This window comes from Acinetobacter sp. YH12105, assembly GCF_013419095.1.
Taxonomy (GTDB): Bacteria; Pseudomonadota; Gammaproteobacteria; order Pseudomonadales; family Moraxellaceae; genus Acinetobacter; species Acinetobacter pseudolwoffii.
This window is the reverse complement of record NZ_VPAU01000001.1, coordinates 264721-278841: the sequence shown is the minus strand read 5'-3', so window position 1 is coordinate 278841 and position 14121 is coordinate 264721. Positions and strand designations below refer to the sequence as shown.

25 protein-coding genes are annotated in these 14121 nt (G+C 43.2%); 8 read left to right on the top strand and 17 right to left on the bottom strand.

Translation table 11 applies throughout. The annotated features are described in order from the left end of the window. Positions 1 to 35: 35 nt before the first annotated feature. The 3 genes from paaI to FTU44_RS01440 form a co-directional block, all read right to left on the bottom strand. Positions 36 to 428 (bottom strand): hydroxyphenylacetyl-CoA thioesterase PaaI, encoded by a 393-nt coding sequence (paaI, locus tag FTU44_RS01450; protein ID WP_005170269.1) that lies wholly within the window; start codon positions 426 to 428, stop codon positions 36 to 38. 130 nt (positions 429 to 558) lie between these two features. Continuing rightward, positions 559 to 957, bottom strand: coding sequence for a hydroxyisourate hydrolase (gene uraH / locus FTU44_RS01445; protein ID WP_005170270.1), 399 nt, complete (start codon positions 955 to 957; stop codon positions 559 to 561). A 69-nt stretch (positions 958 to 1026) separates the two neighbouring features. Beyond that, positions 1027 to 1524 (bottom strand): heme-binding protein, encoded by a 498-nt coding sequence (locus tag FTU44_RS01440; protein WP_180049226.1) that lies wholly within the window; start codon positions 1522 to 1524, stop codon positions 1027 to 1029. A gap of 120 nt (positions 1525 to 1644) precedes the next feature. Here FTU44_RS01440 and FTU44_RS01435 point away from each other — a divergent pair, with 120 nt between their 5' ends. Both FTU44_RS01435 and FTU44_RS01430 read left to right on the top strand, forming a co-directional pair. Next, positions 1645 to 2316 (top strand): heavy metal response regulator transcription factor, encoded by a 672-nt coding sequence (locus FTU44_RS01435; protein WP_005097421.1) that lies wholly within the window; start codon positions 1645 to 1647, stop codon positions 2314 to 2316. Then, positions 2313 to 3698 carry a heavy metal sensor histidine kinase gene (locus FTU44_RS01430; protein ID WP_100357729.1) on the top strand — a complete coding sequence of 462 codons (1386 nt, stop codon included), beginning with the start codon at positions 2313 to 2315 and terminating at the stop codon, positions 3696 to 3698. Before FTU44_RS01435 ends, FTU44_RS01430 begins: the two co-directional genes overlap by 4 nt. Here FTU44_RS01430 and FTU44_RS01425 read toward each other — a convergent pair. The 14 genes from FTU44_RS01425 to FTU44_RS01360 form a co-directional block, all read right to left on the bottom strand. Further along, positions 3695 to 4483, bottom strand: a complete 789-nt coding sequence (locus FTU44_RS01425; protein ID WP_005170277.1) for an rRNA large subunit pseudouridine synthase E — start codon at positions 4481 to 4483, stop codon at positions 3695 to 3697. The genes FTU44_RS01430 and FTU44_RS01425 overlap by 4 nt on opposite strands. 107 nt (positions 4484 to 4590) lie before the next feature. Further along, positions 4591 to 4794 (bottom strand): AlpA family transcriptional regulator, encoded by a 204-nt coding sequence (locus tag FTU44_RS01420; RefSeq protein ID WP_180049224.1) that lies wholly within the window; start codon positions 4792 to 4794, stop codon positions 4591 to 4593. Further along, positions 4784 to 5080, bottom strand: a complete 297-nt coding sequence (locus FTU44_RS01415) for a hypothetical protein (protein WP_180049222.1) — start codon at positions 5078 to 5080, stop codon at positions 4784 to 4786. Before FTU44_RS01415 ends, FTU44_RS01420 begins: the two co-directional genes overlap by 11 nt. Beyond that, positions 5077 to 5391, bottom strand: a complete 315-nt coding sequence (locus FTU44_RS01410; RefSeq protein WP_180049220.1) for a hypothetical protein — start codon at positions 5389 to 5391, stop codon at positions 5077 to 5079. The genes FTU44_RS01415 and FTU44_RS01410 overlap by 4 nt, the downstream gene beginning before the upstream one ends. Beyond that, the gene (locus tag FTU44_RS01405) at positions 5384 to 5650 is read right to left on the bottom strand and encodes a hypothetical protein (protein WP_180049218.1); all 267 of its coding nucleotides are present in this window, start codon (positions 5648 to 5650) and stop codon (positions 5384 to 5386) included. Before FTU44_RS01405 ends, FTU44_RS01410 begins: the two co-directional genes overlap by 8 nt. Next, positions 5643 to 5993 (bottom strand): hypothetical protein, encoded by a 351-nt coding sequence (locus tag FTU44_RS01400; protein WP_180049216.1) that lies wholly within the window; start codon positions 5991 to 5993, stop codon positions 5643 to 5645. Before FTU44_RS01400 ends, FTU44_RS01405 begins: the two co-directional genes overlap by 8 nt. Next, entirely contained in the window at positions 5993 to 6337 is a 345-nt protein-coding gene (locus tag FTU44_RS01395) for a hypothetical protein (RefSeq protein ID WP_180049215.1), read from the bottom strand. The genes FTU44_RS01400 and FTU44_RS01395 overlap by 1 nt, the downstream gene beginning before the upstream one ends. Next, complete coding sequence (locus FTU44_RS01390) at positions 6337 to 6579, bottom strand: hypothetical protein (RefSeq protein WP_004893787.1); 243 nt, start codon at positions 6577 to 6579, stop codon at positions 6337 to 6339. Before FTU44_RS01390 ends, FTU44_RS01395 begins: the two co-directional genes overlap by 1 nt. 130 nt (positions 6580 to 6709) lie before the next feature. Then, on the bottom strand, positions 6710 to 7864 hold the full coding sequence (locus FTU44_RS01385; protein ID WP_180049213.1) for a hypothetical protein: 1155 nt from the start codon (positions 7862 to 7864) through the stop codon (positions 6710 to 6712). Then, entirely contained in the window at positions 7861 to 8982 is a 1122-nt protein-coding gene (locus tag FTU44_RS01380; protein ID WP_180049211.1) for an ATP-binding protein, read from the bottom strand. The genes FTU44_RS01385 and FTU44_RS01380 overlap by 4 nt, the downstream gene beginning before the upstream one ends. Before the next feature lies 1 nt (position 8983). Continuing rightward, complete coding sequence (locus tag FTU44_RS01375) at positions 8984 to 9520, bottom strand: hypothetical protein (RefSeq protein WP_180049209.1); 537 nt, start codon at positions 9518 to 9520, stop codon at positions 8984 to 8986. After that, positions 9517 to 9951: a hypothetical protein gene (locus FTU44_RS01370; protein WP_180049208.1), complete on the bottom strand. Its 435-nt coding sequence runs from the start codon at positions 9949 to 9951 to the stop codon at positions 9517 to 9519. The genes FTU44_RS01375 and FTU44_RS01370 overlap by 4 nt, the downstream gene beginning before the upstream one ends. A gap of 316 nt (positions 9952 to 10267) precedes the next feature. Continuing rightward, on the bottom strand, positions 10268 to 10501 hold the full coding sequence (locus FTU44_RS01365; protein WP_180049206.1) for a hypothetical protein: 234 nt from the start codon (positions 10499 to 10501) through the stop codon (positions 10268 to 10270). A gap of 52 nt (positions 10502 to 10553) precedes the next feature. After that, entirely contained in the window at positions 10554 to 11234 is a 681-nt protein-coding gene (locus FTU44_RS01360; protein WP_180049204.1) for a LexA family transcriptional regulator, read from the bottom strand. A gap of 98 nt (positions 11235 to 11332) precedes the next feature. Here FTU44_RS01360 and FTU44_RS15275 point away from each other — a divergent pair, with 98 nt between their 5' ends. The 6 genes from FTU44_RS15275 to FTU44_RS01335 are packed head-to-tail and all read left to right on the top strand — an operon-like array spanning position 11333 to position 14111. After that, entirely contained in the window at positions 11333 to 11548 is a 216-nt protein-coding gene (locus FTU44_RS15275; RefSeq protein WP_306670108.1) for a hypothetical protein, read from the top strand. Positions 11549 to 11557: 9 nt separating this feature from the next. Further along, positions 11558 to 11833 (top strand): hypothetical protein, encoded by a 276-nt coding sequence (locus FTU44_RS01355; protein WP_180033380.1) that lies wholly within the window; start codon positions 11558 to 11560, stop codon positions 11831 to 11833. 47 nt (positions 11834 to 11880) lie between these two features. Continuing rightward, positions 11881 to 12774 carry a replication protein gene (locus FTU44_RS01350; protein WP_180049201.1) on the top strand — a complete coding sequence of 298 codons (894 nt, stop codon included), beginning with the start codon at positions 11881 to 11883 and terminating at the stop codon, positions 12772 to 12774. Beyond that, complete coding sequence (locus tag FTU44_RS01345) at positions 12771 to 13517, top strand: ATP-binding protein (RefSeq protein ID WP_180049200.1); 747 nt, start codon at positions 12771 to 12773, stop codon at positions 13515 to 13517. Before FTU44_RS01350 ends, FTU44_RS01345 begins: the two co-directional genes overlap by 4 nt. Further along, positions 13514 to 13816 carry a hypothetical protein gene (locus FTU44_RS01340; RefSeq protein WP_180039342.1) on the top strand — a complete coding sequence of 101 codons (303 nt, stop codon included), beginning with the start codon at positions 13514 to 13516 and terminating at the stop codon, positions 13814 to 13816. The genes FTU44_RS01345 and FTU44_RS01340 overlap by 4 nt, the downstream gene beginning before the upstream one ends. Beyond that, complete coding sequence (locus tag FTU44_RS01335) at positions 13776 to 14111, top strand: hypothetical protein (protein ID WP_180039341.1); 336 nt, start codon at positions 13776 to 13778, stop codon at positions 14109 to 14111. The genes FTU44_RS01340 and FTU44_RS01335 overlap by 41 nt, the downstream gene beginning before the upstream one ends. The last annotated feature ends 10 nt before the right edge of the window (positions 14112 to 14121 follow it).

The window sequence follows — 14121 nt, the reverse complement described above, 5'->3', positions numbered from 1 at the left end:
GTTTATACACCGGTTTTTTTATCAAGTTTTGAAAATTATCTGATGATCAGTCGAGAGGTACCGCGGAACTCTGCCACAATTTGATCATGCTGATTTATCACCTGAATATCGTAAATTCCACTACGGCCACTGCTGGCCCTATGTTCTGCTACAGCAGTCAATGTATCGCCAAGAACTGCCGGTTTTAAGTAATGAATTCCACAATGCTGACCAACAGCCGGATGTTCACCTGTATTACAGGCAATGGCAAATGCCGCATCTGCAAGCGCGAAAATCACTGCGCCGTTACAGGTCTGGTGACCCTGTAAATGTTGTTCAGTGACTTTCAGCGAAATTTTTGCGTGATTGTGACTATAAGCAACAAGGTGTGCACCAAGATGCTGGATTAATCGATCCTGATTAAACATCTGGTTGACTTGCTGATCCATTGCAAAGCTCCTTGTTTGAGATACGTTTTATTTCTTAAATTCATTTAATATGAGTCATGAATAGCATTCCAGCACAAGAATAACAAGTAAAAGAATAAGGCCCAATAAGATGGGCCTTAAGTGAAAGAGCTTAGTTACCGCGATAAGTCGAATAACCATAAGAGCTCAATAACAGTGGAATATGATAATGTTCTAAAGCGCCATCAATCATAAAGACCACCGGTACTTCAGGGAAGAATGTCCGCTGATTATTGGCCTTAAACCAGTCACCCGTTTTAAAGGTCACTTTATAAATACCCTTTTGCAGATTGGTATCTTTTGGATATAGCTCTTTAATACGGCCATTCTGATCTGTTTTAGCTTCATTGAGCTTGACCCATTTCTCACCTTGCTGTGCTTCCAAAATAACTGCAATATTTGCAGAAGGTAAACCTGTTTCCTGATTCAAAATATGCACACTAAGTGGATTCTGTGCAAAGGAAAGCGTGGCTGCGGTGCTCGCAAGGGTTGCTAGCAGGATTTTTTTCATGTTGTATTCCTCAGTAGATGGATGAAGTAATATTGAATAAAAGAAACCAATAAGACTTATTTAAATAGATTAAAGCTGTTTTAAAGTGCTTTGAATGCCGCTATTGGCACATTGATGATCCTGTTCCGAACCGCCTGCACCCGCAACACCTACAGCACCTAAAATATGATTCTGGTACATAACAGGTACACCGCCGCCCAGTAACAGCAGTTCAGGCAAACTATTCAGGTTCTGTGCGTCCGGATTGTTCTGGGCATTGCGCATAAAATCCAGCGTACTGGTTTTCGTTGAATACGCGGTAAAGGCCTTGCGTTCTGCTGCGATCAGGTTGTGAATGCCGACAGATTCATGGCGTTGACTAGCCAGCAGATTACCACCCTGATCCAGAACCACGACTGCTGCGGGCTTGGCCTGTTTCTGGCAGGCCAACATGACATTGCTGGCCATAAGCTTTGCTGCTTCTAGCGACATGACTGGTGCTGTTTTTAATTCTGCATGTGCCAGTGAGCTGAGTAGTAATGAGCTGCTGAGCAAGGCTAAGGTTGTTTTGGCGATTGAATTTTTCATACTTGTCATTCATGCAATTGAATACTGTTGCTATTGTAGAAAGAAATACGCCAGTGCAGCATGACAATCAGATTACCAATTTGTAATCTAGGCATAGCTAAAAACAGCTAAACTACTGACATGCATATTTTAATTGTAGAAGATGAAGTCAAGATTGCTGAATATCTGGCAAAAGGACTGAGTGAGTCAGGTTATAGCACGGCCATTGCTGAAAATGGCGTGTTGGCATTGGCCTGTTTGCAGCAACAGTCATTTGATCTGGTACTGCTGGATGTAATGCTGCCAGATCTGGACGGCTGGCAGGTGCTGAAAACCTTGCGAACTTTTAGCCAGATTCCGGTATTGATGCTCACTGCACGCGATCATGTGCTGGATCGGGTGAAAGGCCTGGAGCTTGGCGCCGATGATTATCTGACCAAACCTTTTTCCTATATTGAGTTACTGGCCCGGATCAAAAGTCTGTTGCGCCGTGTGCCGCGACTGGAGCAGGAGGCCTATCAGGTTGCAGGTCTGGTATTGAACCGCCTAAAGCATGAAGTATATCGTAATGAACAAAAGATCGAATTAAGCCAGAAAGAATTTGCGCTGTTGCAACTGTTGATGGAGCATCAGGGGCAGGTGATGACCCGGAGCCAGATTGCCTCCATGGTCTGGAATATCAATTTTAATACCGATACCAATGTGGTGGATGTGGCCATTCGCAGGCTGCGGAGCAAAATTGATGATCATTACACGCCAAAACTGATTCATACCGTACGCGGTATGGGTTATAAACTTGATGAATACCCATGAACAATCCTATCTTATTACCGCTGGCAACACGCTTGAGTATTGCGTTTGCATTGGTGTCCTGCGTGGTTTTTTTGAGTGTGGCGTTACTGTCTTATCAAAATATGCAACAGATGATTCAGGCTCAGCAGGATCAGGCACTGGCTGCACGTATTTCCCGAATTGAAATATTTCTTGAAGATGCCCAGAGTTTCGAGCTTTTGGTTCAGCATCCCAAATTATATGAAAACATGCTGGGGCAAGAAGATAATCTACTGCTGCTGCAACATCAGAATAATCGCTTGATTGAAATCAATCCTTTGCAGATTCATATTCCGGCATTGCACTATACCTCTGCCTTACAGTTTCAGAATAATCAGGCTGAACAGCCTTCGACACGACTGGCTTTTAAACAGGTGCAGTTTGATGGTCGCAGTTATCAACTGGTGGCTGGTAAGCAGCTGGCAGAGGGACAAAGGATACTGGCAAGCTATTTATCAAAACTGGTGCTCTATAGTCTGCTTGGCATACTGCTCTCGACCTTGATGGCCTGGCTGGCAGGACGCTATATTCTCAAGTCCATGCGCCAGTTGATGCTGGCTACAGCACAGGTCAATATTCAGCAGCCCAATCAGCACATCGATGTTCAGAGTAATACGCTTGAGGTTCAAGAGCTGCGTCAGGCCATGAACGATATGCTCGCTAATATTCAGGCTGCGTATCAGCAGCTGGCACGTTTTTCTGAGGATATTTCACACGAACTTCGCACCCCATTAAACAATTTAATCGGGCAGACACAGATTCTGTTATCGCGGTCGCGCGAACCTGCTGAGCTGGAAAATCTGCTCTATTCCAACTTGGAAGAATACGAACGCCTGAGCCAGATGATTGAAAGTATGCTGTTTATCGCCCGGGTAGAACATGGCGGATATGCGATTGAAAAACAGCGTTTCAATCTAAATGACATGCTGCAAGAATTGCTTGAGTACTTCAGCTTTCTGGCCGAAGAGAAGCAGATGCATTTAAAAGTGGATGTTCCGCCAGATTTAAGTCTGACAGCCAGCACCGTATTGTTACAGCGCGCAGTCGCCAATCTGATCAGCAATGCCATTACTTATGGTCAGCCTGGGAGTGAGATTATTGTGTCTGCACAGCGACTCAACCACAGGATTAAAATATCAGTGTTGACGCCAGAAGTCTGGATTGCAGAGCAGCACCATCCGCATTTATTTGAGCGTTTTTATCAGATCGATGACAGCCGGCACGAAAAAGCCCAGACGGGTGGTCTGGGCCTTGCCATTGTACAGTCGATCATGCAGCTCCATCAGGGGCAGACAACTGTAGAAAATACACCGTCTGGCGTGATCTTTAGCCTGTCCCTACCTGATGAGCAGACTGGGTTTTAACCACGACCGCGTCCGCGACCACGAGGTGCTTTGGTATTTGGACGAGTTGTACCATTGGTACGACGTTTCGGCTTTTCGCTTTCGTCCATTTGCCAGATACGTTTGGTACCTGATTTTTTCACTGAACCATCTTTGTTCTTGCGAACCATTGGCTTACCACCCGTACCACCCGGTTTTTTCACATAAGAACGTGAACGGTATGGCTCTTCAGCAGGAACATTCTGGAAATCTGGATAAAGTAAAGGTTCAATTTCTTTGGTTTCACCCGGTTTAATATCCATACGTACAAGGTCAATATCACCAATTTTAGTACGGATTAAACGCAGTGTAGGGAAGCCCACCGCAGAGGTCATACGACGAACCTGACGGTTACGGCCTTCACAAATTGAAATCTCAACCCAAGACGTTGGGACAGATGCACGGAAACGTACAGGAGGATTACGCTCCCACAACCATTCCGGTTCAGATACTTTTTCAGCTTTGGCTGGAAGGGTCATGCCATCTTTAAGTTCCACACCTTTACGAAGCTGCTCAAGTGCTTCTTCGGTGACATCACCATCAACCTGCACCATATAGGTTTTAAACTTTTTATTGGCAGGATTGGTGATGTACTGGTTCAGACCACCGTGATCTGTTAAAAAAACCAGACCTTCTGAGTCCATGTCCAGACGACCAGCAAGACGTAAATCTTTGTCGTCGATGAAATCAGCCATGGTTTGGTGTTTTTCATCTGGGCGGAATTGGGAGAGGACGTCATAGGGTTTGTTTAGAATGACAATTTTCAATTTAAACTACTCAAATATATATAAAAATTCTTTTGTGGTTTCAATCTTACCCGTTTAGTTACCCGCTTTAGGAGAGGTGGGGGTAAAAATTGATAAATAAAAGCCCACTATGTGTGGGCTATCATATCAGATTCTGTTTTATGTTCTTCAACTTTATTCTTCACGTACGAGGAGTACCAGAACACATCTTTTTCAGAAAGTCGAACCGGCTGTCTAATATCGCCAGAGTTCACCATGGCATAAAATTTATCTTTTCCGACTGCCAGCAACTGCATGAACTCTTTCGCTCGGATTCTGCGATCAATTTCCATCATTCACCTCCATACAACTTTCTACATCTGCGATGGCTTTGCGCAATTCACCAATATTTACTGTTTTATCCCGAACACCTGAATCACCCAAAGTCCAAGAGTAAAAATGATCATCACTTGGCGCATTAGCAACAATCTCTTTTGATTTTTCAAAACCGTGAATTGCAACCAACTCATGACTTTCAACAAGGCGTTTTAACTCATCAGTTAAATGATCCTCATAAGCTACTATGTATGACTTAACAGCCTCAATCCCGACTTTTTTAAAAAACTCATTCGCTTTCAAGACACTTCTCCCAAACTCATCACCACGCCACTCGGCAACTTGCTCAAATAGCAGGTGAATAGGTGATACAGCTTATCCGCATTACTTTCATCTACCGTGATAATCCCACCAGTACCACTCTTAACTCGTTGACGTGACCATCCTCGCATGTGATACGTGAACTCATTGTCAAAATCCACAGCGTTTAAAATCGCATTAAATGAGCCAACATCACCGGCAGACCATGTTTCAATATATGGCTTGTCTTTGGCCACAAGGTTGTCGATCTGAAGCTGGGCGAACTGCACGTTGGTTAATTGAATTTCAGTCATTGGCTGGCTCTCCACGAATAATTTTCACAGTAGCCGATCTACCATCAACGCAATTAAGGGTGATGTTTAGATCATTTTTTCCGTCATCCTCCCAGGTGAAAGTTTTAATTTCAGCACCCGTTGGCTCTATGCCCAAGGATTCCAGTCCGGCCTTAAATTCAGCCATGTGATCAGCCATTTCCTGCAAGCAAACATGAATGCGATCAGATGGGATTTTCAAGAAGTCGCCAATCGACTCAATTTTGTAGAGGTTAGTCATTGGCTGGCTCCTGTGCTTCGATCATGGCTTGCTTCACATAAGCGTCATACAAGCTATATGGTAGAAAGGCATCACCCTCATGTTCTTTTACAACTGCCATAACCATTGTTTCAGTTGGCTTGATTGGCATAAGAACATATCCTTCCGGCACCGCTTGGGCTTTGGCTAGATCAGATTTAAGCAACTCAATCTCCGCTTGTTGCTGCTCAAATAAAGAGAAAGCAGATTGCGTAGCGTGGTATTTGTAAGACCCATCAGAATCCCGCTCTAGTGCCCAACTTGGAGCATTTTTTACATACAACTTTTCAAATAGCTCTTGTGTTTGATTATTCCGAATATCCATCACGCCACCTCGCTTTCATACTTGTTTCGAGCGAAAATGGCATAGGCATCATCTTCACTAAAGTTGATATCAATTAAGAAAAAGCCGTTTGGTGCAATCGGGTCCCACTTGGTAATGTCACAATCATCCATCATGATTTCCCAATCATCAGAATTAACGCTGCTTTCCATCCAGAACATCACAACGCCTACACCAAAGTGGTTTCTGAACTTCTCCCACTCTTCACGACTTACGTATTCTTCGTTTTCCAGATGTTCATTCATGTATTTTGAATAAACAGGGTGGGTCCAAGTTCCCATTTCACCACGAACAATTTCCATTGGCTCTAGTTTGTTATCTTCCATCACGCCACCTTCACATCTAAATAATCAGGGTTATCCAGATGTTCTTCATATTCATGAAATAACACCTGGCATGCTGCATTACCGGTTAAATCTTTCTTTAAGAGCACGTAACTCAGTGTCTTGCGTGTGCCTTTGCCGCTAAATGTCGAGCTGCCATCCGCAAGTTCATTTTTGGTATAACCCAATTTTTCTAGCCACAGCTTGAAACCAACTTCATGCTTCTTTTTAATTCTGAAGATCATCTGTACCCCCAAGTGTTCGCAAAATTTTGCAGGCAATCATCAATACCGAATAGGTTGATATTGCGGTAAGTTCTAACCCGACCCTTGTACTGCACAAGCAGCACTCGGGTCATAGAAGAGTAGGAATAACTCATGAAGCCTCCCCAGTTTCAGCAGCTTGGATCAAGGCATCTTTGCGCTGAGCATAAATACTGAGTAGCTCCTGATGATCAGCTGGAAGTAATTTAGCTGCAGGTATTGCTGGTGCTAATCGCTCCAGAGTTTCCACTGAATCCATGTCATAGATGCGGTTGATCAGAACCTGTTTCTTCTTTTTGTAGAATAGATCGATAGAGGCGCTACCATGTTCAGCACTTTCCACTGCTGCTTGTTTACGTGCAGCATTTTCAATTTGATCAATCAAGCTTGGTTGTATGACTTCAATAGCTTCATCTACAACTGGTTCCACTTTAGGTGTGTATTGCTCAGGATCCAGTTCAAGTAATTTGTCTTCAGTAAGCTTGCACAAGTGCTGTTGATCTTTTTGATCCAGGCGTCCATTGGCCAGAAATACGTGACGGAATGAAAGAACGTCCTCAGCATTGGTAAACTGGTCAATTTGTGCTGTGAACTTCTCAACAAGCTTTACTGGGTTAGTTTCAATCAGTTCATCGATCAAGCCGTCTTCTGATATAGCAATCGGACCTTGCTCGGTAATTTGAATATTAGACTGACTTCCAAATGTGTTTTCTTGTGCTATAGCCTCAACAGGTTGAATCACTTCTGGCTCAGGCTGCTTCTCAATATTTGGTATGGAATTACCTGAACTAGCTGGAATGACAAGCTGCTCAGTATCTTCCTTGGCTTTAGTTGAGCGTTTCTTTTTGGCTTTACCTGTATTATCGATTGTTGGTGAATAACAAATGACTCGACCAAACAGCTTACCCATTGCCTCTAGTTGTAACACTGCATTTTTATTATCTGCTTGAGCAAAACCATTACGCACACAAGCAAAATATTCCCCATTCTGTTTACTGTATTTAACCCGGGAAACGTGATCAGGATGAACAATAAAGATTTCCTGATCTTCTACAACATCTTCAAGCGTTAAAGGCTTTGTAAACGTAATACCAGCCAGCTCCATAGTTTCGACCTTGATGCAGAACTCATAGCCTGGCATAGCGAAAATAGTGGCAGGGAATTGAGACAGATCATCAAAATCCATTAACTCACCAACAGCACGGCACATGATATTTCGACCGGCCATCATTGCTTCAAAAGCTTCTTTGCTAGTTAAAATTTTCATGCTGTCATTACTCCCTTCGCCAATTGTTCTATGTCATTTTTTACAGCTTCAAATTTGGAAGCTTCTATCTGGTTGAGAGCATCAAGCCCTAAATGTTCACATACTGTTTTCGCATCAAGGCCACAGGTATCGATAAAGTCCTGTAGATCGGCCAGCTGCTCATCAGAAATGCCATTAAACTCTGGTGGATCTACCCAGGCATTACGTTGCTTATCAAACGTGCACTTCATTTCTAGGGCGCGGCGAACTAATTCAGCACGCATATTCTTGTAATACAGATGAGTGTCTTCAAGAGACTGAGTGAGCTGATTTAGATCACTCGCATACTGGGCCTCACCACAGCCTTGTACCCAGTTTTCTAGATCTTCTTGAGCCTTGATTGCGGTCAATTGATCAGGTGTCAGGGTGTTGATATGGTCCTTAGCTTGCTTGATAAGATCGGCCAGAAATGTAGGGCTGGTCTTTAGATCCGGCACCCAAACCTCACCAGTGTCACCACCTAAACCACCTGCATTTTTAGCGTGATGGGTAGGGCAAGGCTTAAAGCTAATTACTCGAGCATTCTTACCTTCACCAGTAGTGACTGTGGTCAAATAGCCCATGATGTCAGCAATGCGATATAGCTCATTACGGTTTTTACCACCCAGATCAGGGCGATAAATTACCTGGTCACCGCTTTGATCTTCAGAGGCATGGGCAATAAACACCACATCTTTTCCTGAAGCGATCAGCGTATTCACGTACTGCTTAAAGATGTTGTTGGCCAAGCCTTGGGCTTTAAGCTTTAACGATCCATCTTTCTGTTTGTTAGTCGCATTGAGCATTAAATGTGTTTTGATGCTTTCAAGCATTGCACCAACGGTATCGATCACAATGGTGTTATATGGTTCAAGATCAGCCATTGTTAGGTTTGCTACATCAGACCACTGGTGAGCCTGAACTACAGCACCGCGACGAAGTTCACCAGTACGGTGAGAACCTTTGTCAAAGTCGAATGAAATAGCCTTATCACCAGTAAAGCCGATAGATGTTTTACCCAAGCCTGGATCCGCATACAGATAAACAATAATTGCCTGAACTAGCAGCGCTTGATTCGCTGGAATAATATTAATCGCCATCTCAACGTACTCCTGCAGGACGGTTATTACGCTTAAAGTTCTTATAGTCTTCCGATGCAAAGAAGCCGGTACTTTCTAAAACTTGATGACGCTTGTTTTTGCGCATAGCAACACGCGCATTTTCCAGTCCATCTAAAACCCATTGCGGAGTAAGAGATTTATCCATCTTCCTCAATGAGCCGTCCGGCTGAATGGAATAGATAGTTGTGTTGCAGAAATAGTCAGCAATAGTTCCTGAGCTTTTAACGCGTAGGGCAAAATAGCTGGTCCGAGTTTTACCTACTCGATATATTTCAAGTCCTTCAAAGGTCTTGATATATTCAGAGAAGTAGCGATGAGTTGAGTTGAACTCAATCGGCATTTGAACTACAGGCAACTCATCTGCTTTGAATTGCAGGAAACCGGTGTAAAGATCCACAAAATTAATTTGAGTTCGATCATTTAGAGGAGACCAGTCATCAGAGCCGCATTCACACCAGTAGACTGATTGACCATTCAAAAGCGCCTCAAAGATTTGATCAGCAGAATTTAAAATCATGACTGCACCTCCACTAGGCGATGCTTCATGATGTAGCTAGTGATCATTGAATTGATTTCGCGGTGATCCTGATGATCAGTGAAGTCTTTATATGGATTACCATTGGCATCAAATACATTGATTTCACCCAGCTCTGTTACTTCGACTGCAGTGAACTCTGAACCAGGTACGCCGTAGCTATCTGGATAAGCCTGAACTTCAAATGAAGAGATATTTAAACGGAATCCATCCAGATTTACGACAGCTTCACCGCGCATATCGTCGAGCATCTTTAAAGAGACGATTCCATATTCAGATTGAATATTTTGAGCTGGTGCTACCTGGTCAGTACCAAAGTCAGCAAGATGAGCAAATGCCAAGGCGCTTACAGTTAAGGCAGCGGTAAACAGAGTTACCTTGAAGCTATTGTGTGGAGTTAATTTTGTGTTCATAATTACTTTACTCACAGAGAGAGTGTGGGTCATGCCTCAGGTGGTTCGCAGCACGCTGGGGCTTTTCTTTGTTTGTGAGATCATAATGAACCATAAGTACATATATGTAAAGTACCAGAAGTACATTTATTTGAACTTTTTGTTCATCTTTATGTTTTAATAGACAAAAGAAAACCCATCACAGGGATGGGTTGTTTGGAGTTTGTTATGCTAGATCACAATGAAAAATTAAAACTTGTAGTTGAATTAATTGGCGCTGGTGTTACTGATACCTCTATTATCATTGCGAATATAAAAGAAATCGAGGAAGGTTTATTTAAGAATTGCTCCCCTCCAAAACAACCTTAACATCCACACCATTCCAGCTTACAACTCTATGACATTGGTTGTAGAGTTTTAAATAATATTCTCTTGAATTTGGTTTGCGGAATTTCTCCTTATCAGCCACCCTTTCAGATTCTGAAATTATTTGCATTAATTCCAATGCAACCCTTTCAACCGACTTGTCTTTAATTTCAATTGGCCCACTTAATGTAGTGCTATTACTCATTCTTCTCTCCACCCGATCCAAGAGCCGCTCGGGTATGCGGCTTTTTTATTTCTTAAAATCTTCTATGTAGACCAACAACCCTGCCAACCAAGCGACAATCCTCAGTCAACTTGATGATTTGCTCAGGCCAATTTGGATTAAGAGGTTGTAAGTATTTATCACCGCCTTCAATAATTAGCTTCTTGAAGGTTGCCTCCGTATCTCCACTGCAAGCAATAATCACCAGATCATCTGTTTTTAGATCAAAGGTCTGTATATCTGGATTCACGTAAATGCGGTCACCTGGCTTGAACTCAGGCTTCATAGAATTTCCAACGACAATAAGGCCATAACCATTCTTACCACATTCCTTGAGCGGAGGGAGATGCTCATCAACCTTTGTGTCTTTTAGGACGGTTTCGATTGGATCGAATGATCCGGCTGCGACCCACGAGATAACAGGAACAGGGCGACCTTCAAGAGGAATCTTCTGGGATAGATCAACATTATTGTCCAGATTTACAGGGGTATCTTGTCCTGTGAGGAGCCACTCAACACCCACGCCCAACCATTTCGATAAATCAATAATTCTTTTTGTATCAGGTAAAGCTTCGCCATTTATCCATTTTCCGGCGGCTTTAGGTGTGATTTTAAAAAAGTTAGCCAACTCAGTCGCTCTTCCGCGAACAGGCAAACCTTTCTTTTCGAGCGCCTCATTAAGTCGATCCGAGAATTCAGCTAGATGATCAGTCATTTTTAATTACCCAAGAACCATAGGTTCATATTAATACTTCTTGAAAGAAGTATCAGTTCTTGTTAAAGTTGAACCATAAGTTCATATTGGAGGTTAAGATGAACCTAAAGTCATGTATTGATGATGCTGGCGGTGTCTACACAGTAGCTGCCTGGATCGGGAAAACCCCAAGAGCTATGTACAAGTGGATCGAGAAAGACTCACTACCACGTACCGAGTACACCGGACAAACAAATTATTCAGAAATTATCGAGAAGAAGACAAAAGGGAAGGTTTCTAAAGAAATACTTCTGAAAGTCGGACTCCCTAAGTAGGTAAAAATTATGAGTCTTGAAAAGAAATCTACACATGTTCGCTTATCTCCTGAAATCCATGAGCGGGCAAAACTACTTGCCGAAATTAAGGGTAAAGACCTTGCTCAATACCTGGCGTATCTCCTAGAGAAGGAAATCGTCGGTGAGTGGCATGTACTTAATTTACAAGCAAAATCATTCGAGCGCTTGGGATTAGGAGCTTTAGTAAGGGATCTGTCTACAGACATCAGCTTTGGAGAGGGATCGGAAGGGATTCACGGGGATTTAGGCAAAGAAAAAGCCTGATGGTCTAGATCAGGCTTTATCAATTCAAAACTTTAGAGGCATTGAATATGAAATCAAATTTAGCATATGAACCACCGCTACCTCAAGGGCAAGTAGTTCATTTTCCAAAAAATGAGCGCAAAGCTATGTCGAATAAAGAAGAGCGCTACACCAAGATGCCTAACACGTTAATTGATAGTCAGATTATGGCTCAACTGAACGATAAGGCATTTAAGTGTTTAATGTTTGTCATGCGTCAAACCATTGGATTTGACCGCGCATCTCACCCAATTGCTATCACTCAATTTCAGAAATATTGCGGTATTAAAAAACGCGACACAGTTATGTCATGTATTCGTGATCTGGAAGAGCTTGGCTTAATCAAAGTTGAAAGAACAACAGGCTGTTTGAATGAATATTTATTCACTCCTGACCAGTACCGCGAAAAGGGACTAGTACCAAATGAGGGTAGTACCCTTAAAGGTGATGGGACTAGTACCACCAAACGGGACGGGACTAGTACCGCGAAAGGTGACGGGACTAGTCCCGTTGAGCGGGACCCTATTAAAGAAACACTTAAAGAAACATTTAAAGAAAACTTTAAAGAGAAAAACACGCAAGAAAATTCAGTTGATCAGGTTCTAAAACTTTGGACGCCAGATTTGCATTCTCTGAATTCTTGGTTACAGCGATCAGGTGAAACCCCGATGACCCAAGAACTGGTGAATCAGATTTTACTTGAAGTGAATGCTCACTACGAACCACGTTTGAACGCAGGCTTGATCACAGACACCCAAATGTATTCAAACTTCGTGAAGTGGATCAAACGCAAGTTCACTCAAAAACAAAATTCACACTCTGCAGCACCCGCCCAAAACAACCGCAACGTAAATCAAAACTGGGGCCAAGTTCAAAACTACGCACCCGCAACCGATGATATCGACTTGGAGGGCTTGGTATGAATGCAGCAGCTCTACTTGGATTAAAAATTCAGATCAGCTCTGAATACTGTGACCGCCACCAGATGCAAAAAGTTCAACTGGGTAACCAGTCGATTTGCAAACAGTGTGCATCTGAAATCTTAAATCAGGCCCATCAGGATCATGCAGCCTCTGTCAATCAGATGGTTCGTGAAAAGCATTTTGAAGGCGCGAAGTTACCAGGTCGTCATGCAAACAGTGGTTTTAAGGAATACATCACCACTAACGACGGCCAGAAACATGCCAAAGCTCAGTGTGTGAAATTCACTAAAGACTTTCTGGAAGGCATCACTCGCAATCTGATTATGGTGGGTCGTACTGGTACTGGAAAAACCCATTTGGCATGCGCAGTCGCTCGCAACGTTCTGGAGGCGCGTAAATACGCCCGCTACGTCACTTCTGAAGATATGGCTAATGAGATTGCCAACGCTTGGAAAAAAGCCGATGACAACGAAGCCAACGCAATCTGGCGCTATACCGATTATGACCTTCTGATTCTGGATGAATATGGGTTGCATGATCGCCATGAAAACCGCCTGCAACTGGTTCACAAGGTTTTATATGCGCGTTATGACGCAGGTAAGCCGACCATGCTGATTTCAAATATGACCAAGGATGATTTGGCGACTGATTTGGGTGATCGACTATGGTCCCGGTTCCAGCATGACGGATTGGCTGTGGTTGAGTGCAATTGGATGGATCGGCGTGTAGGGGGTGGGGTGTGAACGAAAGAACGTATCAGCACAACAAGGCAGCCTCATTAAATCGTGGCATTGACGTTTTACTTGTTATTAAAAACACACCAATCGCCACAACCAAGGAAATCAAAGATCAAGCGCTGCCATACATGACGATTAGATCGGTACAGCGCTACTTAAAAACCTTGGTGCAAGTCGGTCTTATTGGATTTGTTGGGGGTGGTAATGATGAATATCGCTACTTCCTTACACCTAAAGCCAAGCAATTATTCGGGGGGGTGGGCCATGCTAGACACCAAAGAACAGATCAGAACAGCACTGATTGAAATTGCCGAGGCATTAGGTCGACCACATTACGAGCCACTGACCGTCAGAGAGGTTTTGGCGAGTTTTGATAACAACACGGATCACCCATTGAAAGCAGCAGTATTAAGAAAAATACCTTTCCTTGGGCGCAAGAGTTCAATCGAGGTTGTGGTGCCAAAAGTAAGAACTAAAAAACCGGCTCGGAAGGCATCACCAGTTGAGGTGAAGAAAGAAATTCTAAAACTGGCTCAACACGGAACTATCACAAAATTCAGAAGCGGTTGTGACTGCAAGGAGTGCATGGAATGGGCATAAGCTTAATCGA